Genomic DNA, 25,647 nt, shown 5'->3' on the forward strand with positions numbered 1-25,647 from the left:
GCGCACCACCCGGCATCCGTTGAGCAACGGCGGATTCGTACGGCGATCACCGTAGCCGGCACCGCCTGCGAAACAGGGGCCGTAGTTGGCTAGCTGCCGGGCGCGACGAGCCCGGTCTGGTAGGCGAGCACGACGAGCTGCGCGCGGTCGCGGACGCGGAGCTTGACCATGGCCCGGTGGACGTGGGTACGGGCCGTGGCGGGGCTCATCGACAGCCGGCGCCCGATCTCCTCGTTCGTCAACCCGCTGGCCACCAGGCTCATCACCTCGCGCTCGCGGTCGGTCAACACCGCCAGCCGGCCGCCGTCGACCGGCGTCGGCGCGACCTTGCTGACGAACGCGCTCACCAACCGGCTCGTCACCCGCGGCGAGATCAACATGTCGCCGCCGGCCACCACCCGCACCGCCTGGCGCAGCTCGTCGGGCTCGATGTCCTTGAGCAGGAACCCGCTCGCGCCGGCGCGCAGCGCCTCGAAGACGTACTCGTCGAGCTCGAAGGTGGTCAGGACGATGACCCGCACGGCCGGGAACCGTTCGACGATCGCGGCCGTGGCCCGCACGCCGTCGAGCACCGGCATTCGCACGTCCATCAGCACGATGTCCGGTCGGGTCGCGGCGACCATCTCGACAGCCTGGGCACCGTTTGACGCCTCGCCGACCACCTCCAGGTCGTCGCTGTGGTCGAGCAGGCCCCGGAAGCCGGCCCGCACGAGCGTCTGATCGTCCGCAAGCACCATCCGGATCGTCACGCTGTCTCCTCCACCTCGACCGGCAGCCGCGCGGCCACTCGGAACCCCCCGCCCTCCGGCCGGGGCCCGGCCTCAAGGGATCCGCCGGCGGCCGTGGCCCGCTCCCGCATGCCGGCCACCCCGTGCCCCCGCCGGTTCGCCGCGGCACCGACCCCGTCGTCGACGATCTCCACAGTGACGGCGTCACCGGCGTAGGTGATGGTGACGTCGACTGTCGTCGCTTCGGCGTGTTTGACGGTGTTGGTGATGGACTCCTGCACGATCCGGTAGACCGAGAGTGCCACCTCCGGCGGGATCCGGCGCGGGGTGCCGGCAATCCCCGACCGCACCTTCACGCCGGCCTGTTCGGCGACCGCGAAGACGCGGGCCAGGTCGGGCACTTCCCCGGCGTCACGGAGCATGCCGATCGCCGAGCGGACCTCGTGCATCGCGTCGCGGGCCGCGCCCCGGATGCTCCGCAGCGCGGCCCGCGCCTCGGCCGGTTTGCTGTCGAAGATGTCGTCGGCGAGGCTCGCCTGCACACTGATCGCGGCGATCGTGTGACCGAGTACGTCGTGGACCTCGCGGGCGATGCGGAGCCGCTCCTGGGCGACCTCGTGCTGACGCTCCTGGCGCATCACGGCGAGACGCTGTTGTGCCTCGGCCAGCCGGACCCGGCGGGTGCGGATCGTCTCGGCGAGCAGCACCACCGCCGCGAGCAGCGAACCCTCTTCGACGGTGGCCGAGAGGGCGGGGAAGAAGCCCTCACCGAGCAGCGTGTACCGCATGATCAGCTCAAGGACCACGAAGAAACCGGCGACGACGAGCGCCCAGGTGAACCGGCCGGCGGCCGCGACGGAGAAGAGGGCGGCGGCCAGCGGGAGGGCGGGCGGAATGCCCGGGTATTCGAGCGCGTAGTAGATCATCAGCGCGGTGACCGAGCCGACCAGCACCAGCAGTGGCCAGCGGCGCCGGAAGACCAACAGGAGCCCGATCACCGCGCCGATCGCGTAGGCGCGCGCGTCGGGCGGCCGGGCGCCGGGCTCGTCGGCGACCCGGATCGCCACCGCCACCACGGCCGCGACGACAATCCCGATGAGGGCATCGATCGCGATTCGTCGAATGGCCGGGTTCATGTCCGCAACGGTACGACCCACGCACGGTCCGTGAGCGAGGGCCCCTTCCTAAGCGGAAACCGTCAGCAAGGGGCCCGTCCCATCAGCCGCGACGAAGAGAGAGCAGGGTCTGCCCGGTGGGGATCACCGTGCTGGAGTCCACCTCGAGCCCGGCCTTCTCGCCCAGTTCGGCGTACTCGCGCCAGGTCCTCGCCTTGCCGGCCATGAGCGAGAGGAGGCGCAGGTCCATCTGGGTGATGAACATCAGCCGGGCCGGGTCGTCGGGGAAGTTGTCGTTCTCGTCCTTGACCAGGATCTGCACGATCAGCACCTTGCCGGTCGTGCCGATCGCGTCGGCCGCCCGCTGGAGGATCTTCTCGGCGGCGCTGTCGTTCCAGTCGTGCAGAACGTTCGACAGGATGTAGACGTCGGCGCCGGCCGGGAGCGGGTCGAAGATGCTCCCGCTGACGACCTCGGCGCGGTCGGCGATGCCCGCCGCCTCGAACCGGGCCCGCCCCTGGTCCACGACGCCCGGCAGGTCGACCACGGTGCCGCGCAGGTGCGGCTGGGCCTTGAGGATCTCGGTGAGCAGGGCGCCGGTGCCGCCGCCGACGTCGACGACGTGGTTGACGGTGCTCCAGTCGTAGCCCTGGACGACCTGGTCGAAGTAGCTCGCGTGGGTGGCCATCAGCGCGCCGAACGACGTGGCCCGGTCGGGGTTGGTGGCCAGGTCGTCCCAGAACTCGATGCCGTAACGCACCGGGTACGCCGCGTCGCCGGTACGGATCGAGTGGGTCAGCGAGCTGAACGTGCCCTCGATCCGGCCGGCCATCGAGTCGACGTCGAGCCAGGGACGTTGGGCGGCCGGGTGGTCGGTCTTGAGGAACTCGGCCGCTTCCGTCAGGGCGTACACCCGCGGCTCGGTCTCCTTGAAGACGCCGCGCACCGAGAGGTAGCGCAGCAGCCGGTGCAGCGCGTCGGGATTGGCCTTCGTCGCCGCGGCGAGCTCGTCGAGCGTGGTGGTGCCCGCGGCGATCAGGTCGGCGAGGCCGAGCGTCGCCGCGGCCCGCACTGCCCACGGCGTGATCGTGTCGGTCAGCGAGTAGAGATTGACCCGATTTTCCGTCATGGCGGCGAGCTTCGACGACGGCGCTCGAGACCGGCTCGAAGCCGCGTCGATCGACCGGTTCTCCAGCCGCATTCGAGTGGGCCGGCGCAGGCTGCGCCTGTCACGGCCGCCATGCGAAGGGGACACGATGGGCGCCAGCCACCAGGAGCGCGGAGCGATCGAGGTCATTCAGGACCTCATGCAGCAGAAGTGGGTCTACGAGCTGTTCGGCGAGATCGGCGCGCGCCAGGGTGCCTCGGCCGCGCACGTCGAGCAACTGAGGGCGGTCGACGCCGCCGCGCACGTGTTCTGGCCGTTCCAGGCGCCGCCGTTTCCGGTCATCGCCGCCACCGCGAGCGGATCGACGTTGACCGACATCGACGGCAACGACTACCTCGACTGCCACATGGGGTACGGGGCCCAGGCGCTGCACGGTCACAACCCGGCCCCGGTCGTCGACTTCGTCCGCGAGCGTCTCGGCAAGGGCACCGGCAACGGCTACACCAACGCGTTGGAGTTGGAGCTCGCGACGCTGCTGCGGGAGATCGTCCCGCACAACGAGAAGTTCGCGTTCCAACACTCGGGTACGGGTGCCACCCAGTCGGCGATTCGGCTCTGCCGTGCGTTCACCGGACGGCGGATGGTCGCCAAGTTCGAGGGCACCCTGCACGGGTCACACGATCTGGCCGTCCACAACACCGCGCCCTGGTACCACGGGCATCCCGCGGTGCCGTTCCCGGAGATCGGCAAGGACGGGATTCCGCTGGTCTCGGCGTTCGCCGGCGTCACACCGGCCGAGCCGCGCGACCTTCTGATCCTGCCCAACGACACAGCGCTCGCTGTCGAGTTGATCGAGCGCCACGCGGGCGAGCTGGCCTGCATCCTCGCTGAGCCGGCCGCTTCGTCGTTCCCGTTCGAGGAGACGACGATCCCGATGATCCGCGAGGTGGCGGTGGCCGCCCAGCGGCTCGGGGTGCCGGTCATCCTCGACGAGGTGCTGACGGGCTTCCGTTCGGGGCTCGGCGGCGCCGCGCAGAAGTTCGACATCCCGACCGACCTCGTCACCTACGGCAAGGTGATCAGCGGGCTCGGGCTGCCGCTGTCGGCAATCGGTGGTCGCGCTGACATCCTCGACATCTCGCAGACCAGCGGGCAGTCGTGGACCGACTTCGGCCAGAAGACCGGCCTACAGGGCAGCCACACCGGCAACTACCTGTCGGTGGCGGCGTCGTTGGCCACCCTCCAGCTGCTCCGCGACAAGGGACCGGCGTACTACACCGACCTGCGGGCCAAGGTCGACCGGGTCCAGGCGCGGCTGGCCGCGTTCCGGGCGGCCGAGGGCATCCCGCTGCGCATGGTCGGGTTCGGCGACTACATCGGGTGCTTCCAGTTCCTCCCGGAAGACTCCTACACCGACTACCGGGTCTACTCGCGGGCACTCAACCCCGCGACGTTCATCCTCACGCTGCTGCTGCGCAAGCGCGGCATCTACACGCTCGGCATGCCGATGTTCTTCGCCGGCGGCGCCCACAGCGACGCCGACGTCGACCGGCTGACCGACGCCGTGCTGGAGAGCACGCTGGAGCTGCGCGCCAACGACTTCCCCTTTGACCTGGCGTGGCCGGAGACGTCCTCGTGGGGCTCCGGTTCCTCCGAGTGGGGATCGGCTTCCTCCAACTGGTCGTAGCCGCCTCTGCGTCACCGGGCCCGGGTCAGCTTCTGACCCGGGCCCTCCTCATGTGCCGTACAGGTCATACGCAAATAGCCGTACTTGACTAATCGTACGCGACGGCGTGTAGTCGAAGGGTGGGTCCGCTGTCGACCCCCGTCCGACACCAGGAGGAACACGATGACGGAGAGCTGGACCGACGAACGCAGCGCCGCCCCACCCAATCCGCGCCGATGGCTGATCCTGGCCGTCATTCTGGCCGGGGCGTTCATGATTCTGCTGGCGACGACGATCGTCAATGTGGCGGTCGCGCCGATCCAGCGCGACCTCCAGTCGACCTACACGGCCATGGAGTGGGTCATCGCCGGCTACGCGCTCGGCTACGGCCTGTTGCTCATCCCCGCCGGCCGGATCGGCGACCGTTTCGGCCACCGCAAGCTGTTCCTCATCGGCGTCGCGGGGTTCACGCTCGCGTCGGCGGCGTCGGCACTCGCGGACACACCCGGCCAACTGATCGCGTTCCAGGTCGTGCAGGGCATGATGGCCGGCATCCTCAACCCGCCGGTGCTGGCGCTCATCCAGACCACCTTCCCGGCGAAGGAGACCGGCAAGGCCTACGGGATCTACGGCGCGATCGGCGGCATCGCGACCGCCAGCGGCCCGCTCCTCGGCGGCCTGCTGATCGCGTGGGACCTCAACGGCTGGGACTGGCGACCGGTGTTCCTGCTGAACGTGCCGATCGGACTGGCCACGTTCGTCGCCGCGCTGATCCTGGTGCCCGAGTCGCGAGGCCGCCGCGGTGGCCTCGACGTGATCGGCATGCTGCTCGTCTCGGCCGCCGTTCTGCTGCTGGCCGTCCCCCTGGTCGAGGGCCAGCGCCTGGGTTGGCCGGCCTGGACGTTCGTCTCGATGGCGGCGGCGCTGCCCGCGCTGGCCGTCTTCGCAGTGTGGGAGTTGCGCCGCGCCCGACGCGCCCAGGTCCCGCTGGTCAGCATGCGCCTCTTCGCCCACCGCTCGTTCTCCGCCGGCGTCGGCATCAGCCTCTGCTACTTCGCTGGCTTCATCGGCCTGCTCTTCGCGCTCTCGCTTCACCTGCAGATCGGCCTGGAGAAGTCCGCCCTGACGACGGGCCTCATCCTGCTGCCGTTCTCGTTCGGCACGCTGGTCGGCGCGGCCATCTCCGACAACGTCGCCCGTGCGCTCGGTCGCGGCGTCCTGATGCTCGGCGCGGGCATCGTGATCGTCGGCATGGTGGGCATCATCGCGACGATCCACTGGTGGGGCTCCGGCCTGGAACTACTGCCGGCCCTGCTCTTCGCCGGCTTCGGCTCGGGCCTGGTGATCGCGCCGAGCGTCGAGATCGTGCTGGCCGGCGTACCTTGGCAGGACGCGGGCGCGGCCAGCGGTGTGCTCGGCACCGCCCAGCGTCTCGGCCAGGCGATCGGCGTCGCGGTGGCCGGCGTGGTCCTATTCGGGACGCTCGGCTCCTACTCGGCGACGGCCGCGGAGAAGGCGAGCCCTGAGCTCCAGGCCTCACTTGTCGCCGCGGGCCTGCCGCCGGCGCAGGCGAGCGCGGCGACGACCACCTTCGCCGACTGTTTCATCCGTCAGTCACGCGCGTCGGATCCGACGGCCACGCCGCCCGGCTGCGAGGACTCGGCACCGGGTGCGGTCGGCGCGGCCTTCGACAGCGCGGCCACGAGGGCGCTGGAGACCAACTTCAACCGGGCGGTCCAGTGGACGGTCGGCGCCGTCCTGGTTGGCGTGATCCTCACGTTCCTTCTCGTCTACCTGCTGCCCCGTCGACCCGAAGAGCCCTGGGCCGAGGCAAGCAAGCCCGATTGGAACGTGACCAGCCAGCCCGAGCCCGCGAAGTGACATGCCGCCAGCCCTGGCCCCGGGGATGCCACCGGGGCCGGGGCTGGCACCGTCACGAGGTGGTCATCGATGTCGGTTGATTGGCCATCAGCTTGGGCAACTGGTCGAGCAGCTCGTCGTGCCAGGCGAGCTCGGTACGGAGTCGGAGCTCGGTATGACGGAAGGTCGTCCACTCCAGACCGCGGATGTGCGGCGCCGCCAGCTCTCGGAGCGCGAGCCACGAGTCGAGCTGCGCGGCGAGGGCCTTCCGGCGCGCCACGATGATCACGCGCAGCTCGTCTTCGCCGAGGTCGATCACGTTCTGCAGGGCCAGATCGACAGGGTCGTGCCGGAGCCTGGTGTCACGCAGCGCCTCGTCACGGTGCTCGATCAGCTCCGCCGCGCCGGCCGAGGTGAGCGCGTAGATCGTGCGGGCCGGCCGGTTGCCCTCCTGCTCGGTCCGGACCGCCTCGATGACGCCCTCGACCTGCATCCGGTGCAGCGCACCGTAGAGCGACCCCGGCTTGACGTCGCTCCACAGCTCGGTACGGTCGACCTGGGCCGCCCGGCGGATCTGGTGCCCATGCATGGGCCCCCCGCGCGCGAGCGCTCCGAGTACGAACAGGCGAGTGCTATTCACGGCATTAGTCCAACACGAGTGCCCGTTTGCGGGCAAGTTACCCAGAGCAATCCTTGAGCGGCCCGCTATCCGTGAAAGGTCGGATCGCAGAGCCTCGGCAGGACGATCAGCGAGGCCGCGATGGCCCTGTTGACCGCGTCGATCCGGGAAACCGCACCGAGTTTGGCGAAGATGTTGCGCAGGTGGCGCTTGACCGTCGCCTCCGACAGGCAGAGCCGACCGGCGATCTGGGCGTTGCTCATCGCCTGACCGACCAGTTGCAGGACCTCCCGCTCACGGTCCGACAGTGTGCTGTGCACCGGCCCCTGCACCTGGGTCAGGCTCTCCCGCGACACCGCCAGCATCACCGGCGCGTCATCGGCGCGGGCGCCGCGGATCGCCGCCACCAACTCCTGGCGGGTCGAGTTCTTCAGCAGGTAGCCGCAGATGCCGAGGGTCAACAACTCGCGCAACAGCGTCGGGCCGTCGAACATGCTGAGGATGATGACCCGGCTCGCCGGCGCCACGTCGCGGATCCGGCGGACCGTGGTGGTCACCCCGTCGCCGGGGATCTGCACGTCGAGCAGCACGATGTCGGGCTGGCGGATTCGGATCTCGTTGATCGCGGCGCCGCTGTCGCCGGCCTCGCCGACGACCACGAGGTCGCGCTGGGCGTCGAGGATCTCCCGGAGGCCGTCGCGCACCACGACGTGGTCGTCGACCAACACGATGCGGGTCGGCTCGATCATCGTGAGGGTCACCGGCCGACCCCCGCCTCGACGGCGAGCAGCGGCACGACGAGCTCGACCGAAGCGCCGTGGTCGCCCGTCGCGCGCACCGCGAGGCGACCGCCGACGACGGCCGCGCGCTCAGCCATCGCGCGCAGGCCGGAGCCGTCGCGCACCGTCGCGGGATCGAAGCCCACCCCGTCGTCGGCGACTGTCGCCCGCAACTCGTGCGGGGTGATGTCGATGACCGCGTGGATCACTCGAGCGCCGGCGTGGGCGACCGCGTTGCGCAGCGCTTCACGGACGACCAGGAAGACCTCGTCGAGCACCTCGGGCGGCACCCACGACTCGTCGCCGTTGATCTCGGTGTGCAGACGTGTCTCGCCCGTCTCGACAGTCGACAGGAAGTTGGCCAGCGCCTCGTCGAGTGACCCGAGCGGCTGAGAGAGCCGAAGGTCGGCGATGAGCACCCGCAGATAGCCGACCGCGTCGTGGAGCGACTCGCGGGCGATGACCACCCGGCGGTCGACGTCGTCGTGGCGCCGTTCCTGGGCGAGCTCGTGGGCCTCCAGGTTGCGGTACGCCGCGCTGAGGCTGTGGCCCAGCCGATCGTGCAGCTCGCGCGCGATCAGGGAACGCTCGGCGATCTGCGCCTGGTGGACCTCGTTCATCAGGCCGGCGGCGTAGCGCGAACTCGCGTCGAGCAGCCGGGTCAGTGTCGTGCGGGTGAGCGCGTCGGCGACCAACGCCAGGATCACGCCCTGGTCGGGCTGGCCACCCAGCTGCTCCAGCACGTCGGCCAACACGATGTCGGCCAGCGCGACGACCGCGCGGAAGCACTCGCGTGGATGGAGCTCGACGCCCTCGGTGGACACCGCCGGCGGTGGTGTCGACAGTGGATTGTTGGTCTCGCGACAAATCTCGGCCATCGTCTCCCGGAGCAGGGCGTCGGCCTGCGTCGGGTAGCTGTCGATCAGGTCAGCGGCCCCAGCGAAGTCGTCACTCGCAGCGGCAAGACGCTGACGGTAGGCGGCAAGAATCGGTTGACGCCTGCATTCGAGGACCTCGGCAGCGGTCCTCCGCAGCGCATCGTTTTTCCCAGCAACCATTGCGGATCCCCCGGTGTGTGCCCTATTGCTCCCCAGGTGCGGGCTCGCGCGGCTCTCCCCAGCGCCGGCTGCCCGCCGTGTCGCCGACTCCCCCCGTCGTGGGCGACAAAGCACTCAGATCGGATCGGCCTTCTACGAGTTGTCACGGCCGACTACTCGCACGAGTCTACGGTCTCACCGCGCACCGTTGGAAGCATCGAAGCTTAGCTTTTGGTAGTCACACCAAAACTTAAGGTGAAATCCACATTTGGTCGCGACCAGTTTTCGACTGCGCGTCGAGGTGCCTCCCTGACAGTTCACCCGAGACCTCGACCACCAGGAGTGGAGCGACCAATGGTGAGCAGACGCAACGTCATGAAGGCCGGCGCCACCGCGGGAGCAGCCGCGCTGGTCACGGCCACCGCGGCGGCGGCGGCGCGCGGTTCCACCCCGTCCGCGGCGCCGGCCCACGGCACCCACACCGACCACGGAAAGGCGGCACACGTCGCGGCCGTCACCGCCCCATTCGCTGTCCGGATGCCGATACCACCCGTACAACAGCCGATCGCCTCGGTAGCCAACACCGACTTCTACGTCGTTTCCACCCGTAAGGCTCAAGTGGAGATTCTGCCCGGGACGCGTACCGAAGTGTTGACGTATGACGGGCAGTTTCCCGGCCCGACGTTCCGGGTCAAGACGGGCCGGCTCGCGGTCATCGCGCACAGCAACCACCTCGACATGCCGACCGCGGTACACGTGCACGGAGGCCACACACCGTCGAGCAGCGACGGGTTCCCGACCGACGTGCTCGACCCGGGTAGGAGCCGGCTCTACAGCTATCCCAACAAGCAGCGGGCCGCCACGCTCTGGTACCACGACCATGCCCATCACATGGAGGCCGAGCACGTGTTCCGCGGGCTCGCCGGCTTCTTCCTGATCGACGACCCGGCCCAGGCCGAACTCCGGTTGCCGTCCGGCAACTACGACATCCCGATCATGCTGCGCGACGCGCGGTTCGCCGAAGACGCGAGCCTGGTCTTCGAACACGACGACTTCCAGTTCCGCAACACGATCCTCGTCAACGGCAAGCCGCAGCCCTACTTCCAGGTGGCCGCCCGCAAGTACCGGCTGCGCTTCGCCAACGCGTCCAACCTCCGCACGTTCACCCTGCGGCTCGGCAACGACGCCGAGGTCACCCAGATCGCGAGCGACGGCGGGCTCCTCACCGGGCCGACGCCGATCCGCTCGTGGAGCCTCACACCCGGCGAGCGGATCGAGATCGTCGTCGACTTCCGTGCGTTCCCGGTCGGCAGCCAGGTCTTCCTCGACGACGCCGTGGCCGGGCCGGTGCTGCGTTTCGACGTCAACCGGGCCGCCGCCGACACCAGCCGGGTGCCCGACCGGCTGAGCACCATCCCCGCGCTGCCGGCGGCCACCAAGGAGCGGGCGTTCACGCTCAACTTCAACCCGTCGACCGGGCAGTTCCTCATCAACGGGCAGCAGTTCGACGCCGACCGGGTAGACACCGAGATCAAGCGCAACACGACCGAGGTGTGGACGGTGACCAACGGCGACACGCTCTTCGGCATCCCGCACAACTTCCACCCCCACCTGGTCCAGTTCCGGGTGCTGGACCGCAACGGCCAGCCGCCGGCACCGGGAGAGGCCGGAGTGAAGGACACCGTCTCGGTGGGGCCGGGCGAGACGGTCCGACTCCAGGCGACGTTCGGGCCGTACCTTGGCCGGTATGTCTACCATTGCCACATGATCGACCACTCCGCGAGTGGGATGATGGCACAGATGAAGATCGTTCCCTGACCTCCGGAGAAAGGTTTCTTGTGCCCTCGGCAGAGAAGACAGTGCAGATCGGACGGACCCCCGACGACGTCTTCGCCTTTCTCGCCCGCGGCGAGAACGACGCGCGCTGGCGTCCCAACGTGCTCGACGTCGCGCGCGTCTCCGGCGAGGGGGTCGGCGCTCGCTACAGACAGGGACTCAAGGGCCCCGGTGGGAGCCGCATCCCGGCCGACTACGAGGTGACCGGGTTCGAGCCGGGTCGACGTCTGGCCTTCCAGGCCACCGGCAGCGTGGTACGCACCCAGGGTGAGTACACGCTCCGGCCGACCGATGGCGGCGGGACCCAGCTCACCCTGAAGCTGGCGTGGCAGCCGAGCGGGCTGTCCCGCTTCCTCGGCCCGGTCGTCGGCAAGACGTTCGAGGAGGAGATCGCCGCCCTGGACGCCCTCCGCGACCTGCTCGAGGGCGAAAGCTAGTCGCGCGCAGACGAGCACCGAGGCCTTGACCAGCTCACCGCTGGTCAGGGCCTCGGGCATGCGCCGCCGCTCGGCGTGGGCCGGGCCGGGCCGGGCTCGACGCGAACCACCAGTGGTTGCCCGGTCGAACTAGTCGCCCGTCAGGTCACGCCCGATGCTGAGGCTTGCCACGACGACGGCCACGCCGGCCCACAGGGAGGCGATCAGGAGGCCGCGGGTGTCGCCGGTGCCGGCGCTGATGAGCGACGTGAACGGCAGTGGCAGCTTCAACCTGCCGATCAGACCCTCGACGAAGACGAACCAGCCCGCACTGCCGAGCAGGAGCCACGTCGACCGCCGGACGATGGACGCGCAGGAGGCAGCGAGGATCGCCATGATCGGCACCACCGTCAGCAGGTCCTTGTACGGCCCTGACTCACCCCGGATCAGAACGGCGAGGCCGCTGGTGGCGACGAAGGCGGTGGCCACGACGATGGCCGCCGCCAGTTGTCCACCGAGCACCACCATCCGCCTGGGTTGCGAGAGGTAGAGCAGGAAGGCCGTGCGGTGCTGGTAGTGCTGCGCCACCACCATCGCGGCGAACCCGAACGCGCCCATGCCGGCCAACAGGGCCCAGGCGTCGATGTTCACCGCTCCGAGGAGCAGGCCCAGCAGGACGAGCACGGCCAGCGAGATCGAGCTCGACCGGATGGTCGCGGTTCGGTAGAGGTCGCTGCGGAGGATCGAGATCATCGAGCGGCCGCCATGGTGAGGAAGATCTGCTCCAGGTCCGGTGGGTCGACGGTCAGTTCGTGCAGCGGCACCCGCGCCTGGAAGGCAATCTCGCCGACATCCTCGGACGTCAGGCCCACCACCTCCAGAACATCACCATTCCTGGTGACACGCCCGCCGGCGCTCTCCAACACCTGCCACAACCGCCGCTGATCACGGCTGCGGATCCGCAGACGGGAGGCCACGTTGTCGTACAGGCTGGCGAGCGGCGCCTCGCACGTGACCCGCCCCTTGACGATGATCACGACGTCGTCGATGAGATGGGCCAGCTCAGCGAGCAGGTGGCTCGACAGCAGGACAGTGCCTCCCCGGTTGGCGTGGTTGCGCAGCAGAGCGCGAATCCACGCCACACCCTCGGGGTCGAGGCCGTTCGCCGGCTCGTCCAGCACGAGTACCGGTGGGTCACACAGCAGGGCGGTGGCAACCGCCAGCCGCTGCCGCATGCCCAGCGAGTACTGGCCGGTGCGCTGACCAGCCGCCTGCGCGAGATCAACCTCGTCGAGCAGTGCGTCGACCCGTGACCGGCTCGCACCGACGATGAGCGCCTGGGAGACCAGATGCGCTCGGCCGGACTGACCGGGATGGCTGATTCCCTGTTCGAGGACGGCGCCGACCTCCTTCGACGGGTGCTTCAGGTCGCGGAACCGCCGGTGATTGATGCGTGCCTCACCGGAGGTCGGACGTGTCAGCCCGAGAAGCATCCGGAGGGTCGTGGTCTTGCCAGACCCGTTGAGCCCGAGGAAGCCGGTGACCCGACCGGGCCGCGCCTCGAAGCTGACCCCGTTCACCGCGTGCACGCGGCCATAGGACTTCGTCAATTCAATTGCTTGTATCATCGCTGGTGAAGACCTTCGTGAGGGGTCAATGGGCCCGTTGGCTGCGACGGCCTGCCCGGTGCGGCGATCAAGCCTCTCTTCTACACGAAGCAGCCCTCCCGAATCCATGACGATCTCACGGAGTCGCGGCACCCGCGTCACCCATGGGCCCGGAGCCGGTCGGCTCCGGGCCCATGTGCTGGCGAACTCAGGGGCTGGTGCAGGTGACGTTGCTGGGTGCCGTGGCACCGTTGCCCGTGGCGGTGAAACCGAAGTTGGTCGAGGCGTTCGGGCCGACAGTGCCGTTGTAGGCGGCGTTCCTGACTGTGACACTGCCGGTGGTGCCCGTGTTGGTGCCGCTCCAGAGGCTGCTGATGGCCTGACCACTGGCCAGGGTCAGACCGACGGTCCAGCCGTTCAAGGCCGCGGTGGAGTTGTTGGCCACTGTCACCTCGGCCTGGAAGCCGCCGGGCCAGGTGTTGAGCGTCCGGTAGGTGGCGGTGCAGGTGCCGGGCTCGCCGGTCGGCGGCGGGGTGGTCGGCGGCGGATCCGTGGGCGGCGGGTCGGTCGGCGGCGGAGTCGTCGGTGGCGTGGTCGACTCGAACTGGCTGAAGAACCGCCAGATCTCACCCGAGGTCCAGGTCCGGGAGTCGTTGGGGCTGCCCGACCCGTCGACCGGGCTGGGGGTGTGGTCCCCGTCGAACGCCGCCCACTGCACCGGGTAGCCGGCCCGGCATCCCGCGTACGCGGTGGTGATGTGGGTGAGGCTGCCCCGGCTCGGTTCGCGCGGGCTCTGCGCGGTGCAGCCGTTGTTCCGCACGAACGTGTCGCGCAGCTGCCGACCCTGGGAGATGTTCAGCACGCTGTCGTAGATGCCGTGGATGCCGAAGTAGGCGACGGGCTGAGTGCCCCCGTTGCATCCGCTGAGGTTCGCGCCGGAGATGACGGTGACCGCTCGGATGATCGTGGGCCGGGCGCAGGCCACCGCGTAACTCATGGCCCCGCCGTAGCTCCAGCCCAGGGCGAAGCGCTGGGTGGTGTCGACGCAGAGGTCGTTCTCGATCTGCCGGGAGATGTCGTCGAACAGGGTCAGGTCGCGACCGTTGGTGTTGGCCCAGCCGGCGTTGAGACCCTGCGGAGCGACGAAGATGGTGCTGTTGTTCGACAGTGGCTGGAGCCCGTAGTAGCCGGCCGAGGTGACGTTGTTGGCCGAGCCGTTCAACCAGTGGAAGCCGAAGATCAGTCGGTAGGGGCGGTTCCGGTCGTACCCGTCCGGGATCCGCAGGTTGTACGTGCGGCTCTGGCCGCTGCTCTGAATCGTGCGCGTCCCGCTGGCGAGTGTGGGGGCCTTGCCGCAGCCGGCGGTCGCCGCGAGGGTGCCGTAGTCGGCGGCCGCCGCCGTGGCACCGAAGCCGCCGCTCAGCGCGCCGCCGGTGGTGGCCGCGAGGAGAAGCGCCGCGGCCGCGATGGATGGGAGGAAGAACCTACGTCTCAGCATTGCTTGGGCTCCTTGCCGTTCGGCGACCAACAACGGTCGCCTGGCGTCGACGGGGGCCCGGACTGGTCACCGACGGGGAAGGCGGCGGGAGGGTGGGGCCCTCGGCGCGTCTTCGCCGGCCGGCTCGGGTGACCGGGAGCGTGCCCTTCACTCCCGGTCGAAAGATAGCATGTTATCGATAACACACCGAGCCGATCGAGCCTCCCGGGCTCACCCCCCGAGCGGCCGGGCCGCCCACTCGGCGGCCACTTTGTGCAGGTCACCGGTACGGAAGTGCGGCGGTTCGTGCAGCAGGAAGTCACGGTGGCTGATGTTCCAGGCGTACGCGCCGGCCATGGCGAACGCCAACACGTCACCCACGCCGATCGGCCCGGCGGTGGCCGAGCGGGACAACACGTCCTTCGGGGTGCAGAGTTGCCCGACCACTGTGACCGGCCCGCCGTCGGTGCGGGGGCCGCCGGCACCGCGTCGCGGGTGCACTGTGAACGGCTGCGCGTGCCCCTTCGCCGCCGGCGTCCGCAGGTGGTGCGTCCCGCCGGCCACCACCACGAACCACTCGCCGTAGGAGCGCTTCACGTCGACGACCTCGGTGAGGTACGCCCCGCAGTGGGCGGTGACCGACCGGCCCGGCTCGATGCGCAGCCGCACTCCCGGATGCCGGTCCAGGACGTCCGCCAGGGCCCGGCCGTAGCCCTCCCAGTCGAACCGCGCGTCCGGGTCGGTGTAGTCGACGGTCATGCCCCCGCCCACGTCGACCTCGGCGGCGTCGACCTCGGCCGCCGCCCACTCGACGACGGCGGCGGCAACAGTCGCGGCGAGCGGTGCGTCCAACCCACTGGCCAGGTGGGCGTGGATTCCGCGTACGTCGATGCCGGCGGGCGGGCGGCGTGCGCACGCCACCGCGTCGGCCGGGTCCATGCCGAACGGGCTGGGTCCACCGCCCATGACCAGGCTCGCGCCCGGCGCGTCGACCGGCAGGTTCACCCGCAGCAGCACCTGGGCCGACCGGCCCGCCGCGGTGGCCAGCGCGCCGAGTCGCGCCAGTTCGGTGGGTGACTCGACGTGGATGCGGCGCACCCCGGCGGCGAGAGCGGCGGCGAGGTCCGCGTCGGTCTTGCCCGGCCCGGCGTACGCGGCCGGCGCCCGCCCCGGCAGCACCTCGGCCAGCCTTCTCAGCTCGCCCCGGCTGGCGGCCTCGAACCCGTCGACGATCGGGGCGAGGGTTCGCAGCACACCGGGATCCGGGTTGGCCTTGACCGCGTACAGCAGCTCGACCGGCCGGGGCAGCGCCGCCCGGATGGCTCGGGCCTGCCCGGCCAGCGCGTCGAGGTCGTGGACGTAGACCGGTCGGGTCATCGTGGCCCACCCATGGGGTTCGGTACCGGCACGAAGGGTGCGGCCCGGTCGGCGTCGCGCCGCCACCGGACCAGCAGGTTCGCCTTGGCCAGCAGCGGCTCCCCGGTCAGCAGCGCGCGCAGCTCGGCCGGGTCACCGAGGTCGGCGGCCACCGACTCGACGACCGCACGCAGCTCCTGCCACAGCCGCCGTTCGACTCCCGGCCGCGCGTCGGCGAGGGCGCCGCTGATCCCACCGAGGTGGTTGACGAACAGGCAGTAGACGATTCGGCGGTGGGAGGCCCGGGGACCGTAGCGGACCTGCGCCGGGACACCGTCCGGCCAGGCGCCCCACCGGTCGGCGTCCAGCTTCACCCCCTCCAGGTCGCGCAGCAGCATGCGTACCGGGCGCCGGTCCCGGTCGAGCACGACGACCACGTTCTGCAGGTGCGCCTCGTGCACGACGCCGTGGCCGAGCCAACTGCGCAGCACCGCCGGCACCAGCAGGCCGACGTACGCGCGCCACCAGGCCACCGGATCCGGTGTCACCAGCGGGGCCGCGGCCAGCGCCGCTGCCAGCACCGGGGTGTCGCCGGGACGCAGGTGCGGGCGCAGACCGCCACGCAGGATCGTCCCGTACGCCTCGTCCGGGCCGGGGACGTCGACAGTGCGGTAGGCGGGCTCGGCGAGCAGCCGCACCCCGTCCGGCAGCGGCACCCGGGCCAGCAGATCGGTCAGCGCCACAGCGCCGGTGAGTTCGTAGCGGGCGTTCTTGCGCAGGCAGTTGGTGATGCGCACGTGGAGGCTGGTCTTCACGAACAGGTCGGCCTCGGGGGCGTAGAGGGTACGGACGCTCGCCGTGGGCCGTACCGGCACACCGGCCGCCCCCAGGTGGCGCAGCCGTGGGTGGGTGGGCGGGATCAGCGACAGCTGCCAGGGGTGCACCGGCAGGACGCGGTGCCCACGCGGGGGCCGCGGTGGGTCGAGGGCGGCCACCAGCGGATCGAACGGTCCGGCGTCGGCGGTCAGGTCGTCCGGTACGGCGAGCCAGTGCAGCCGGAACGCGGTGCGCAGCTCCGGCGCGTACGCCCGCCAGCTGTCCGGGTCACCGCTGCGCCACTTCGGGGTGGGGTGGTGCGGGTGGCCGAAGACCAGCGACTGTTCGGAGTCGACGTACGCGTCGATGGCGGGCTCACCGGTGGGGGTCGGGTCCTCGGCCGGTCGGTCGGCCAGTAGCCGGGCCACTGTGTCGCGGCTGGCCCGGACCTGCTCGACGAACTCGTCGTTGGCCTGTCCGGTACGTGTGGTGAGCTCCGCCGCGACCAGGGCGGCCAACCCGTCGGCGTCCAGGTCTTCCCACCGTCCGCCGCCGGTGTTGCGTTGGACCGGGCCGGTGTAGCGGTGCGCGCCGAGCGGCGAGGTTCGCGCGACCTCGCAGCGCACCGTGACGTCGAGGTGCGGCAGCAGCAGCCGTACGGCGCCGTCGACCACTGTCGGGGCGCCGTCCGGCGGGGCCAGCTCGCGCAGCAGGCAGCCGAAGACGGCGTGGGCGGCGGCCAGGTCGGCGCGCTGACCGGTGCCGCTGGCCGGCCGGGAGCGCAACTGGGCGCTCGTCATCGTGTCTCCCGCAGGTAGTTCGGGCCGGTACGCAGGTAGTACTTGTTGATGTCGGTGCAGCCCAGCCGCTGTTTGGGCAGCAGGGTGCCGGCGGTGAGCATCGCCTTGATGGGCAGCTGGGTGGCGTTCAGGACCCGCTCGGTGAAGGTCCGCACCGCCGGTCCGTCGCCCCACCGGTCGCGGGCGGCGGCGAGCCGGGGCACCAGCGCCTCGGCGGGTGTCGGCACGGGCAGTCCTCGGGCAGCCAGGGCGACCAGGGGTGCGGCGGCGGCCAGGTGCAGGGTGATGGTGGTGAACACGTCGGCCAGCTCGTGTGGGTCGCGCGCCCACATCCGGTCGTCGTGCACTGTGAGCCCGTTCGGGCCGTCGTGCCGCGGGTCGAGCCGGGCGCCGTCGTTGTCCTTGTAGAGCAGGCCGACAGTGTCGTCCGGGCGCACCAGCAGGTGGATGTTCTGCGGGTGCGCCTCAAGGGCGACTCCGTGGCGGAGCCAGAGGAAGACGTGCCAGTCGAGCAGCAGGTCCAGATAGGACTCCAGCAGTTGGACCGGCCGCTGCGGGCTGATCCGTTCGAGGACGGTGCCCGCCACCGGGTCGGCGGCGGCGAGGGCCGCGACCGGCACCACCTGGACGCCGGCCAGGTCACGCGGAAATCGGCGGAGCAGGAAACCGCGGCGCTCGTCGCCGTCGACGTGCGCCCAGGTGCTCTCGTCGGCGTGCCGGATCCGACCGGCGAAGCTGGGTTCGGCGGTGGCGATCCGGTCGAGCAGTGCGGCGACTGCCGCGCCGTCGGCGAGTGAACCCGGTTGCAGCGTGCGTCGGTTGCGCGCGCCGAGACTCGCGGTCGGCAGCGGCAGCTTGAGATGCAGGTACGGGTCGTCGTCGAGCGCCACCGTCCGCATGGAGAGGGTGGGGCGCACCGGGGTCACCGGCAGGTCGACCAACGGGAGCGCGTCGCGGGCCACTGTGATCGGATGGGCCGGCAGCAGCAGCTGATCCGGTCGTGGCGCGCGCGGCCACCACGCTGGCAGCTCGCCCGCGAGCCGGACGTCCTCGGCCGGGGCGGCGTACCAGCGCAGCGCGAAACGGGGGGCGTGCTCCGGGGCGTACCGGAGCAGTTCGTCGTCGCGCAGACCGTGCCGGCACCGGTCGGTGGGGTAGACGGGGTGGCCCTGGTGGGCGGCGAGCACGTCGTCCAGCAGCGCCCCCGGCAGGCCGGTCGGGGCGTGCGCGCGCTCGGCGGCCACCTCGGTGAGCACCCGCGCCCGGTTGCGGGCGGCGAGCCGTCGGGCCCGCAGGTCGGCGTGGCACTCGACGGCGAAGTCCCGCCAGCCGGCCTCCGCCTCGGCGTTGCCGCGCGGGGCGAGCAGCGTCAACAGCCCGTCCAGCGTCTCCGTACGCCGCACGTCGCCGGCGCCGACCACCAGCAGCACCATCGGCGCGGCGGTGCGCAGGGCCTGCTGGAACCCGTCCGCCCGGACCGGAATGCGCAGCAGGCCGGCGGGGTGCGGCACCTGCCACCAGTCGGGCCCGTCCGGTCGGCCGGCGCTGCGCAGCCCGAGGTGGTCCTCGCGTAGCAGGGCGTCGAGCACCCGGGCGAAGACCTCCCGCTCGCAGTCGTCGCTCACTCGACGATGGTCCACTGGAGGCCACTGCGGAGGGCCGCCAGCGACTGCCGGACGGTGCTCTCGTCGGGGCCGATCCCGTGCAGCACGGCGAGGTAGTCGCGGTTCGTGCCGGTGTACTCGGCGGTGCGGCCCACCTCGCGCAGCGGACGGCAGCCCAGCCGGACATCGCCGTGGGCGGTGTCCAGAGGGCCCGGTGCGGCGACGAGACGGCCAGACCGGTCCGCGCAGACGTACTCCACCCGGGCGTATCGGTCCACGGTGTCGGGCAGGCCGAGGGCGGCCAGCGGCTCGCCGAGGTGCAGCCGGATGACGTACTCGAACAACGGCACACCGAACAGGTCGGCGAGGATCAGGTCCATCCGGTCGCCGATGAGGCGGTAGTTCACCTCGATGAGCCGGACCCGGCCGTCGGAGACGACGTATTCGGTGTGGCAGGCGCCGAAGCCGACCCCGAGCGCGTCGAGCCGCGCCCGCAGCTGGGTGCGCGCCTGCTCCCCCGGGGGCGACCAGTCGAGACTTTCCTCGGTGAAGGTCGGCGGCGGGCCGAGGCCGGTGCGCCACCCGCCGAGGGAGGCCAGTTCGGTGCCGTCGCCGAGGGTCTCGAAGGTGCGCAGCTCGCCGTCGAGGTACTCCTCGACCACCAGGGCCACGTCGGGCCGCCGGCCACGGATCTCGGCGACCCGGGCGACCAACTCGGCGTGGTCGGCCACCAGGTAGGCATCCTCACTGGCCACTCCCTCGCGGGGTTTGACCACCGCCGGAAACATCAGGGTCGGCACCTCCGGCGCGGCGCCGGGTTCGACTGTGACGGTGCCTACCAGATCGAGGCCCGCAGCGGCGATCGCCCGGCGGGCCGCGGCCTTGTCCTTGCAGAGACGCGCGGTGTCCGGGTCCTTGCCGGGCAGACCGAGCTTTCGGGCGGCGATCGCGGTGGCCTCCTGGAGATGGTCGCTGTTGGACAGTAGCGCCACCGGTCGGGTGGGTGCCGCCGCCGCGACCACAGCGGCCGGGTCACGGACCTCGCACCGCGCCACCCGCACCTCCGCCGGCCATTCGCCCGGCCGGTCGGTCAGCACTGTGGTCGACAGCCCGAGTGACGCCGCCGCCGGGAGAAACCCGTCCAGGACGGCGTCGGTGGGGTTGAGCGCGGTCAGGTAGAGCCGCATGCCGCCTCCGTCGACTACCACGATGTCACTATTAGGGTAGCCTACCCTTATTAGACGGATTTGGTGCGGTCTGCCCGGTGCAGCAACAGGGCGGCCACCAGGCCACCGATCATCACCGCAGCCGCGCCCACCAACTGCCCCGTCTCCAACGCCGAGGCGAAGGCGACAGTCACCGCCTCCCGTTCGGCTCCCTCGCGGGCGGCTGCGAGAGCCGCGGGAAACGATCCGGCACCGGCCAGAGCCGCCGGCAGCAGCGCCGCGAACCGGGCGTTCAGCACGGCACCCAGCACCGCGATGCCGAGGCTGCTGCCGACCTCGGTCATGGTGCCGTCGACACCCGCGCCCGCGCCGGCCTTCGCCGTCGGGATCGCGCTCATCACCGCCTCGACGATGGCCGGGTTGGCCAGCGCGCAACCGACACCCATGACGAGCAGCCCGGCCAGCAGCACCCCGTACCCGTCGGACGGAAAGAGGGTGACCAGCGCGAGACCAGCCGCGAGCAGCGTCATGCCGACGGCGATGGCGATCGCCAGGCCGAGCCGACGGATCACGCTCGCGACGACGCCACTGACGTTGAGCAGCACGATGGAGAGCGCGAAGGGCGCCATCCGCAGACCGGCCTCCCAGGCGGGATAACCCCTGACGAACTGGAGGTGCTGGGTGAGCAGGAACAGCGCTCCGGTGGCGCCGAACGTGATCAGCACGACGCCGGAGATCGCACCGACGAAGCGCCGGTCCCGGAAGAAGCGCATGTCCAGCATCGGGTGCGCGATCCGTCGCTCCCACCACACGAAGATCCCGAGCAGGAGTACGCCGACGGTCGCCGCGCCAACCACCTCGGTCGACGCCCAGCCACGCTCCGGCCCGGAAATGATCGCCCAGACGACCGCTGTCAGGCCGGCGGTGGAGAGCACGGCGCCCAGCACGTCGAGTCGCCCGCCGGCCGGCCCGCGGGACTCCGGGACCAGCGCGCGAGCGACGAGCAGGCAGACCAGCACGATCGGCACGTTCATCAGGAAGATCGCACCCCACGGCAGGTGCGCGAGGATCGTGCCGCCGATGGGTGGCCCGACGGCGAAGCCCAACGCGCTGGTGGCCGCCCAGACGCCGATCGCCCGGGACCGCTCGGCGGCATCGAAGACCTGCATCGCGACCGCGAGCGTCGCGGTGACCAGCAGCGCCCCACCGACCCCCATCCCGGCCCGCGCGGCGATCAGTTGCCCGCTGGTACTGGCGAGCCCGGCGGCCAGCGAGCCGACCCCGAACAGGACCAGCCCGGCGAGCAACATCCGGCGGCGACCGTACCGGTCGGCGGCGCTACCGGCGGTGAGCAACAACCCGGACAGCACCAACGCGTACGCGTTGATCATCCACTGCACCTCGGCGGTGCTGGCGCCCAACTCGGTGGTGAGCACCGGCACCGCCACTGTCAGCACCGTGTTGTCCAGCACCACCACCAACTGCGCGACGCACAGCACGGCCAGAATGAGCCATCGCTGTGGCAGTCGGGCCGATGCCGCGGTGTCGGTGGCCGGCTGGACAGTGGTCACGCCACCGCCTTGACGCCGTCCACTGCGGGCTGATCGGCCGGCGAGCCGGCGGTGGGCTGATCGGCCGGCGAGCCAGCCGCGGGGCCGGGCCGGTGCGGGAACCTCCGCTGGTGGACGAGGCCGAGAGCGACGCCGGCCGCCACCAGCACGATGGCCGCGACCGCGACCGCCGGGTAGCCGATCCGGTCGGCCGCCGCGAGACCGATGGACGCCGCCACGAACGAGCAGACCAGACCGAACGACGACAGGACCGTGAAGTCCGTGCCACCGGTGTCCGGCCGCGAGTAGTCCATGTTGACCGTGTAGAGCACGACGTTGGCGATGGTGTACGCCACCATGAAGCAGCAGAGCGCGGCGACAGTCCCGCCCAGCGGCGCCTGACCGTTCATCAGCGGCAGCAGCAGCAACGTCGACACGGTGAGCGCGACGCCGCCGACCACGAGCACGCCACCGCGCCCGAACCGCCCGATCCCGAGACCCGCGACCAGGCCCGCCACGATGGCCGGGGCGCTGGTCACCACACCGGTGACGACGCCGATCCGACCCAACGACCAGCCGGCGTCGACGAGCGCCGGAGTGACCAGGGCGTACGCCATGCCCGCGCCGACGTAGACCAGCGGCACCACACCGAACGTCCACCACCGGCAGCCCGGCTGGCCGAACACCGACAGCAGCGCCCGGTAGGCGGCGCCGACCCGTTCCACCCGATCGGTACGGGGAGGCTCCTGGAACCGCCACACCACCAGCAGGCCGACCGCCGTCATCGCGACCAGCAGGCCGATCGCCGGCGCCCAGCCGAACTGGTCGTAGACCAGGACGCAGGCGCCGCCACCGAGCAGGTTGCCGAGGTAGCTCGCGGCGACCTGGATGCCGTTGCCGGTCCCCCGGGCCGAGTCGGCGAGCATGCGGACCGCGACGGCGTCCACGGCGATGTCCTGGGTGGCCGAGAAGAACACGTACGCGGCGCAGATCGCGATGATCGGGCCGAGCGCGTCGGCCGTGCTGGCGAACGGCAGCAACGCCAGCAGGGCCAGCACCAGGGCGGTCTGGAGCACCAGCAACCAGGAGCGGTAGTGGCCGCGGTGCCGTGAGCCCCACCGGTCGAGGATCGGCGCCCAGAGGAACTTGATGGGCCAGATCAGGCCGACGATCTGCAGCAGCGCCAGCGTGTCCAGCGAGGTGCCACCGTCGCGCAGGATGGCCGTGAGCCCGACGGTGATGAAGCCGACGCCGAGGTACTGGGTGACGTACAGCGCGGTCAGGGTGCCGAGCCGGCCCTTCATGCCGCTTTCCAGTAGCCGAGGGAGGTCAACCGGTCCTTGTCGACGCCCAGCGTCTTGCGGAGGTGTCGGGTGATGCCCCGGGTGGTGGCCGCCTCGCAGGCCACCCAGTAGTGGCCCGTACCGCTGGTCGGCACTGCCGCGCAGACGGTGTCGACGAGGTGCTGACCCTCGTCGCGCCGTGGCACCCAGGTGACGTCGTGGTGTGCCCGGGCCCGCAGCGCGAGCGCCTTCTCGCCCTCGTGGGCGTACTCCAGCCAGACCGTCGCCGGGATGTCGGCACCGGCGTCGAGCAGGCTGTTCACCGCGGGCAGAGAGGCCGCGTCACCGACGAGGTAGAGGTGCTCGGGCGCGGGGTCGGGCAGTTCGAAGGCGCTGCCCTGCACTGTCGCGCCGATGGTGTCGCCGACCTTGGCCGTGGTGGCCCACCGGGCCGCGCAGCCGTCGTGGATGGCGAATTCGAGTGTGAAGCGGCCGGTGGTCGGGTCGGGGTCCACCACCGTGTACGCGCGCTGGTGTGCCCGCCCGTCGTTGTCGAACCACAACCGGATCCACATCGTGGGGTGCACCCCGCACGTCTCCAGCAGGCCGCCCCCGTCCAGGAGGAGCCGCTGGTAGTGCCCGTCGATCGACTCGGTGCTCAGGACGGTCAACTGAAAGTCCCGCCCTCCCATGGCCTTGAGGACCAGGGCCTCCCAGTTCCGTTTCACGCACCCCTCCAGGTAAGGTCATCCTTGGTTAGGGGAGGTTAACCTAAGTTGCGCCCCGGATGGAACAGAGGACAGCGCCCGATGACGTACCAGGAGAAGATCGCCGGTCTCGGCGAGCTGTCGTTGGTGGCCGTGGACCCGGAACGGGACGCCGCCCTCCTGCACGGTTGGGTGACCCTTCCCCGCAACTCCTTCTGGGGCATGGGTTCGCACACCCTCGAAGAGGTACGCGAGATCTACGCCTTTGTGGACAGTCTGCCCACCCACCACGCGTACCTGATCATGGTCGACGGGGAGCCGGTCGGCCTCTTTCAGAGCTATCAGCCCGAGGCGGACCCGGTCGGCGAGCGCTACCCCGTCCAGCCCGGCGACGTGGGGATGCACCTGCTGCTCAGCCCCGACCGACGCCTCGCCCGCAGCCTCACCAACGCGGTCGGCCCGGCCGTTGCCCGCTTCCTGTTCCGAGACCCGGCCGCCCAGCGGATCGTGGTCGAGCCGGACGTCCGCAACCACCTCGCCCTGCGCCGACTGGAGATCGAGGGCTTCACCTTCGACTCCGAGATCGACATGCCGGACAAGCGGGCCCAACTCGCGTTCCTGACCCGCGCCCGGTTCGCGCAGAGACACCCGACGCCGGCCTGACCCACCGACCCGGCCGGCGACCGTCGGCCGTTGGTGGCCGTCAGCTGTTGGTGACCGTCAGCTGTTGGCGTTCCAGAAGCCGACGAGTGTCGCGGTCCACCAGGCGAACTGCGAGATCGTCGCGGCGGCGACACCGGGGAGCAGTGCCGACCAGGGCGGGCGACCCTGCACTGCCACGAGTCGATCCCGGACCCGGCCGAGAAACAGCCCGTTGACGCCGACCACCAGCACGGCCAACAACTTGACCCAGACCAGCCCGGACGACGTGTCCGGCCCGAGGGCGGCCCCACTGGCGAGCAGACCCACCAGGCCCAGCCAGATGAGCAGGTGCGCGCCGCGGGCGGCGGTCAGCACCGTGCCGAGCGGTTCCCGGCGCAGCAGCCAGCGCAGGCTGAACCAGTCCACAGTCAGCACCGCGCCGAAGCCCACCACGAGGCAGGTCAGGTGGCAGAAGAGGGCGACCATCCGCGCACCCGGCGAGAGGGTGACGTGCGGCGCGACGAGGATCGCGAGCAGCCACCCGACACCGACCGTCAGGATCGAGGCGACGACGGCGGCGCGGCCGGCGGCGCGACGGTGGCCAGCACGCCAACCTGCCGCCGGCACCGAGGCGAGCGCGTCGGGCGGTGCTCCGCTCCGGGGCCGGTGCGTCGCGCGGCGGGCCGGGCGGACGACGTCGGAGGTGACGGCACGGTGGGCGGGGCGGGACGCCCGGGACGGGGGACGGACGTCGGCGTGCAGGTCAGACGTCCGCATCGGCCGGCCCTCTGGAGGGCATGGTCAGCCGCCCGGCGCGGCGGTGGGCGCGCCAGGCCGGTCGTCCAGCGTGCTCAGCTCGGCGGCCCGCGCCTGCTGGATCCGGCCCGCGAGCGCCTTCAGCTCCGGGCTTCCCCCGGCGGTCTGCTCACCCCGGCACAGCACCACTGTCTGCGCGAGGTGCGCCCGGATCAGGGCGGCCGCCCGGGACGACACCTCGGCGTCCGGCGCGGCACGCAGCTCGGCGAGGGTGACATCGGTGACCATGCCGGGCATCTGATGCCCCTCGTGGATGTTCAGCTCCGGCACGTTGCCCGCGGCCAACAGCCCCCGCAGGTCCCGCAACTCCGCCTGATGAGCCGTGCGGAGTTCGCCGAGGAGGGCCCGCAGCGACGGATCAGCGGCCGCCGGGCGGGTGTCGAGCTGGTCGATCAGCGCGAGCGCGCCCTCGTTCATCGGGATCAGCAGTTGGACGAAGGCGTCGTCGGTGGCGTTGAGCACTACCGGCGCGGTCGGCACCGCGGCGGCCGACGAGGCGGTGGCCGACGAGGCCACGGGTGCCTGGTCGGTGCGGCCCCAACCCTGGCTGAGACCGACGGCCAACGCGGTGGCGACCAGGGTCGCGACGACGCCGACCAGCCGCCCGGTCCGTACGCGAGAGCCGGCGCGCTCTGCCACGAACTGCTCGTCCACCGGTT

The 25,647-nt window shown here is 71.1% G+C and carries 23 protein-coding genes; 5 read left to right on the forward strand and 18 right to left on the reverse strand.

Annotation, left to right across the window (positions count from 1 at the left end):
• Nucleotides 1-89: 89 nt before the first annotated feature.
• The 3 genes from OH804_RS24955 to OH804_RS24965 all read right to left on the reverse strand — a co-directional run bounded on the left by OH804_RS24955 (nucleotide 90) and on the right by OH804_RS24965 (nucleotide 2,972).
• Nucleotides 90-749, reverse strand: a complete 660-nt coding sequence (locus OH804_RS24955; RefSeq protein WP_112581714.1) for a response regulator transcription factor — start codon at nucleotides 747-749, stop codon at nucleotides 90-92.
• Nucleotides 746-1,864 (reverse strand): sensor histidine kinase, encoded by a 1,119-nt coding sequence (locus tag OH804_RS24960; protein ID WP_406059855.1) that lies wholly within the window; start codon nucleotides 1,862-1,864, stop codon nucleotides 746-748. The genes OH804_RS24955 and OH804_RS24960 overlap by 4 nt, the downstream gene beginning before the upstream one ends.
• A gap of 82 nt (nucleotides 1,865-1,946) precedes the next feature.
• On the reverse strand, nucleotides 1,947-2,972 hold the full coding sequence (locus OH804_RS24965) for a methyltransferase (protein WP_196920875.1): 1,026 nt from the start codon (nucleotides 2,970-2,972) through the stop codon (nucleotides 1,947-1,949).
• Between the two features lie 127 nt (nucleotides 2,973-3,099).
• Here OH804_RS24965 and OH804_RS24970 point away from each other — a divergent pair, with 127 nt between their 5' ends.
• Nucleotides 3,100-4,638, forward strand: a complete 1,539-nt coding sequence (locus OH804_RS24970) for an aminotransferase class III-fold pyridoxal phosphate-dependent enzyme (RefSeq protein ID WP_196920874.1) — start codon at nucleotides 3,100-3,102, stop codon at nucleotides 4,636-4,638.
• Between the two features lie 162 nt (nucleotides 4,639-4,800).
• Nucleotides 4,801-6,498 carry an MFS transporter gene (locus OH804_RS24975; RefSeq protein ID WP_196920873.1) on the forward strand — a complete coding sequence of 566 codons (1,698 nt, stop codon included), beginning with the start codon at nucleotides 4,801-4,803 and terminating at the stop codon, nucleotides 6,496-6,498.
• A 52-nt stretch (nucleotides 6,499-6,550) separates the two neighbouring features.
• Here OH804_RS24975 and OH804_RS24980 read toward each other — a convergent pair whose 3' ends face one another.
• The 3 genes from OH804_RS24980 to OH804_RS24990 form a co-directional block, all read right to left on the reverse strand.
• Complete coding sequence (locus tag OH804_RS24980) at nucleotides 6,551-7,117, reverse strand: PadR family transcriptional regulator (protein ID WP_406059858.1); 567 nt, start codon at nucleotides 7,115-7,117, stop codon at nucleotides 6,551-6,553.
• Between the two features lie 65 nt (nucleotides 7,118-7,182).
• Nucleotides 7,183-7,857 (reverse strand): response regulator, encoded by a 675-nt coding sequence (locus OH804_RS24985; RefSeq protein WP_406059860.1) that lies wholly within the window; start codon nucleotides 7,855-7,857, stop codon nucleotides 7,183-7,185.
• On the reverse strand, nucleotides 7,854-8,933 hold the full coding sequence (locus tag OH804_RS24990; protein ID WP_406059862.1) for a sensor histidine kinase: 1,080 nt from the start codon (nucleotides 8,931-8,933) through the stop codon (nucleotides 7,854-7,856). The genes OH804_RS24985 and OH804_RS24990 overlap by 4 nt, the downstream gene beginning before the upstream one ends.
• Nucleotides 8,934-9,266: 333 nt before the next feature.
• On the opposite strand from OH804_RS24990, the gene OH804_RS24995 reads away from it, so the two are divergent.
• The gene (locus OH804_RS24995; protein ID WP_406059864.1) at nucleotides 9,267-10,730 is read left to right on the forward strand and encodes a multicopper oxidase family protein; all 1,464 of its coding nucleotides are present in this window, start codon (nucleotides 9,267-9,269) and stop codon (nucleotides 10,728-10,730) included.
• A gap of 20 nt (nucleotides 10,731-10,750) precedes the next feature.
• Nucleotides 10,751-11,185, forward strand: a complete 435-nt coding sequence (locus tag OH804_RS25000; RefSeq protein ID WP_307788577.1) for an SRPBCC family protein — start codon at nucleotides 10,751-10,753, stop codon at nucleotides 11,183-11,185.
• Nucleotides 11,186-11,314: 129 nt separating this feature from the next.
• On the opposite strand, the gene OH804_RS25005 is transcribed toward OH804_RS25000, so the two are convergent.
• The 10 genes from OH804_RS25005 to OH804_RS25050 all read right to left on the reverse strand — a co-directional run bounded on the left by OH804_RS25005 (nucleotide 11,315) and on the right by OH804_RS25050 (nucleotide 23,551).
• Nucleotides 11,315-11,917 carry a hypothetical protein gene (locus tag OH804_RS25005; RefSeq protein ID WP_406059866.1) on the reverse strand — a complete coding sequence of 201 codons (603 nt, stop codon included), beginning with the start codon at nucleotides 11,915-11,917 and terminating at the stop codon, nucleotides 11,315-11,317.
• Complete coding sequence (locus tag OH804_RS25010) at nucleotides 11,914-12,933, reverse strand: ABC transporter ATP-binding protein (protein ID WP_406059868.1); 1,020 nt, start codon at nucleotides 12,931-12,933, stop codon at nucleotides 11,914-11,916. The genes OH804_RS25005 and OH804_RS25010 overlap by 4 nt, the downstream gene beginning before the upstream one ends.
• Before the next feature lie 46 nt (nucleotides 12,934-12,979).
• The gene (locus OH804_RS25015; RefSeq protein WP_196920867.1) at nucleotides 12,980-14,269 is read right to left on the reverse strand and encodes a cellulose binding domain-containing protein; all 1,290 of its coding nucleotides are present in this window, start codon (nucleotides 14,267-14,269) and stop codon (nucleotides 12,980-12,982) included.
• 210 nt (nucleotides 14,270-14,479) lie between these two features.
• The gene (locus tag OH804_RS25020) at nucleotides 14,480-15,625 is read right to left on the reverse strand and encodes an alanine racemase (RefSeq protein ID WP_196920866.1); all 1,146 of its coding nucleotides are present in this window, start codon (nucleotides 15,623-15,625) and stop codon (nucleotides 14,480-14,482) included.
• Entirely contained in the window at nucleotides 15,622-17,220 is a 1,599-nt protein-coding gene (locus tag OH804_RS25025) for an IucA/IucC family protein (protein WP_406059871.1), read from the reverse strand. Before OH804_RS25025 ends, OH804_RS25020 begins: the two co-directional genes overlap by 4 nt.
• Nucleotides 17,217-18,845, reverse strand: coding sequence for an IucA/IucC family protein (locus OH804_RS25030; protein ID WP_406059873.1), 1,629 nt, complete (start codon nucleotides 18,843-18,845; stop codon nucleotides 17,217-17,219). The genes OH804_RS25025 and OH804_RS25030 overlap by 4 nt, the downstream gene beginning before the upstream one ends.
• Entirely contained in the window at nucleotides 18,842-20,011 is a 1,170-nt protein-coding gene (locus OH804_RS25035) for an acetyl-CoA carboxylase biotin carboxylase subunit family protein (protein WP_406066660.1), read from the reverse strand. Before OH804_RS25035 ends, OH804_RS25030 begins: the two co-directional genes overlap by 4 nt.
• Before the next feature lie 50 nt (nucleotides 20,012-20,061).
• Nucleotides 20,062-21,561, reverse strand: coding sequence for an MFS transporter (locus OH804_RS25040; protein ID WP_406059875.1), 1,500 nt, complete (start codon nucleotides 21,559-21,561; stop codon nucleotides 20,062-20,064).
• Nucleotides 21,558-22,844, reverse strand: coding sequence for an MFS transporter (locus OH804_RS25045; RefSeq protein ID WP_406059877.1), 1,287 nt, complete (start codon nucleotides 22,842-22,844; stop codon nucleotides 21,558-21,560). Before OH804_RS25045 ends, OH804_RS25040 begins: the two co-directional genes overlap by 4 nt.
• Nucleotides 22,841-23,551 carry a siderophore-interacting protein gene (locus OH804_RS25050; RefSeq protein WP_406059878.1) on the reverse strand — a complete coding sequence of 237 codons (711 nt, stop codon included), beginning with the start codon at nucleotides 23,549-23,551 and terminating at the stop codon, nucleotides 22,841-22,843. The genes OH804_RS25045 and OH804_RS25050 overlap by 4 nt, the downstream gene beginning before the upstream one ends.
• Nucleotides 23,552-23,632: 81 nt before the next feature.
• Between OH804_RS25050 and OH804_RS25055 the strand changes: the two genes are divergently transcribed.
• Complete coding sequence (locus OH804_RS25055) at nucleotides 23,633-24,193, forward strand: GNAT family N-acetyltransferase (protein ID WP_406059880.1); 561 nt, start codon at nucleotides 23,633-23,635, stop codon at nucleotides 24,191-24,193.
• A 57-nt stretch (nucleotides 24,194-24,250) separates the two neighbouring features.
• Here OH804_RS25055 and OH804_RS25060 read toward each other — a convergent pair whose 3' ends face one another.
• Together OH804_RS25060 and OH804_RS25065 are read right to left on the reverse strand one after the other, a co-directional pair.
• Nucleotides 24,251-24,949, reverse strand: a complete 699-nt coding sequence (locus OH804_RS25060; protein ID WP_406059882.1) for a hypothetical protein — start codon at nucleotides 24,947-24,949, stop codon at nucleotides 24,251-24,253.
• A gap of 24 nt (nucleotides 24,950-24,973) precedes the next feature.
• A complete protein-coding gene (locus OH804_RS25065; protein WP_406059884.1) occupies nucleotides 24,974-25,642 on the reverse strand; it encodes a DUF305 domain-containing protein in 669 nt (222 codons plus the stop codon).
• Between the last annotated feature and the right edge of the window lie 5 nt (nucleotides 25,643-25,647).

It is taken from the genome of Micromonospora sp. NBC_00860 (genome assembly GCF_045207375.1).
GTDB lineage: Bacteria > Actinomycetota > Actinomycetes > Mycobacteriales > Micromonosporaceae > Micromonospora > Micromonospora vinacea.

Excerpts from the sequence above, each read along its gene's own strand:
- OH804_RS24960 (WP_406059855.1), bottom strand. The coding sequence starts at position 1,864 with ATGAACCCGGCCATTCGACGAATCGCGATCGATGCCCTCATCGGGATT.
- OH804_RS24965 (WP_196920875.1), bottom strand. The coding sequence starts at position 2,972 with ATGACGGAAAATCGGGTCAATCTCTACTCGCTGACCGACACGATCACG.
- OH804_RS24970 (WP_196920874.1), top strand. The coding sequence starts at position 3,100 with ATGGGCGCCAGCCACCAGGAGCGCGGAGCGATCGAGGTCATTCAGGAC.
- OH804_RS24975 (WP_196920873.1), top strand. The coding sequence starts at position 4,801 with ATGACGGAGAGCTGGACCGACGAACGCAGCGCCGCCCCACCCAATCCG.
- OH804_RS24990 (WP_406059862.1), bottom strand. The coding sequence starts at position 8,933 with ATGGTTGCTGGGAAAAACGATGCGCTGCGGAGGACCGCTGCCGAGGTC.
- OH804_RS24995 (WP_406059864.1), top strand. The coding sequence starts at position 9,267 with ATGGTGAGCAGACGCAACGTCATGAAGGCCGGCGCCACCGCGGGAGCA.
- OH804_RS25005 (WP_406059866.1), bottom strand. The coding sequence starts at position 11,917 with ATGATCTCGATCCTCCGCAGCGACCTCTACCGAACCGCGACCATCCGG.
- OH804_RS25015 (WP_196920867.1), bottom strand. The coding sequence starts at position 14,269 with ATGCTGAGACGTAGGTTCTTCCTCCCATCCATCGCGGCCGCGGCGCTT.
- OH804_RS25020 (WP_196920866.1), bottom strand. The coding sequence starts at position 15,625 with ATGACCCGACCGGTCTACGTCCACGACCTCGACGCGCTGGCCGGGCAG.
- OH804_RS25025 (WP_406059871.1), bottom strand. The coding sequence starts at position 17,220 with ATGACGAGCGCCCAGTTGCGCTCCCGGCCGGCCAGCGGCACCGGTCAG.
- OH804_RS25035 (WP_406066660.1), bottom strand. The coding sequence starts at position 20,011 with ATGCGGCTCTACCTGACCGCGCTCAACCCCACCGACGCCGTCCTGGAC.
- OH804_RS25045 (WP_406059877.1), bottom strand. The coding sequence starts at position 22,844 with ATGAAGGGCCGGCTCGGCACCCTGACCGCGCTGTACGTCACCCAGTAC.
- OH804_RS25055 (WP_406059880.1), top strand. The coding sequence starts at position 23,633 with ATGACGTACCAGGAGAAGATCGCCGGTCTCGGCGAGCTGTCGTTGGTG.
- OH804_RS25060 (WP_406059882.1), bottom strand. The coding sequence starts at position 24,949 with ATGCGGACGTCTGACCTGCACGCCGACGTCCGTCCCCCGTCCCGGGCG.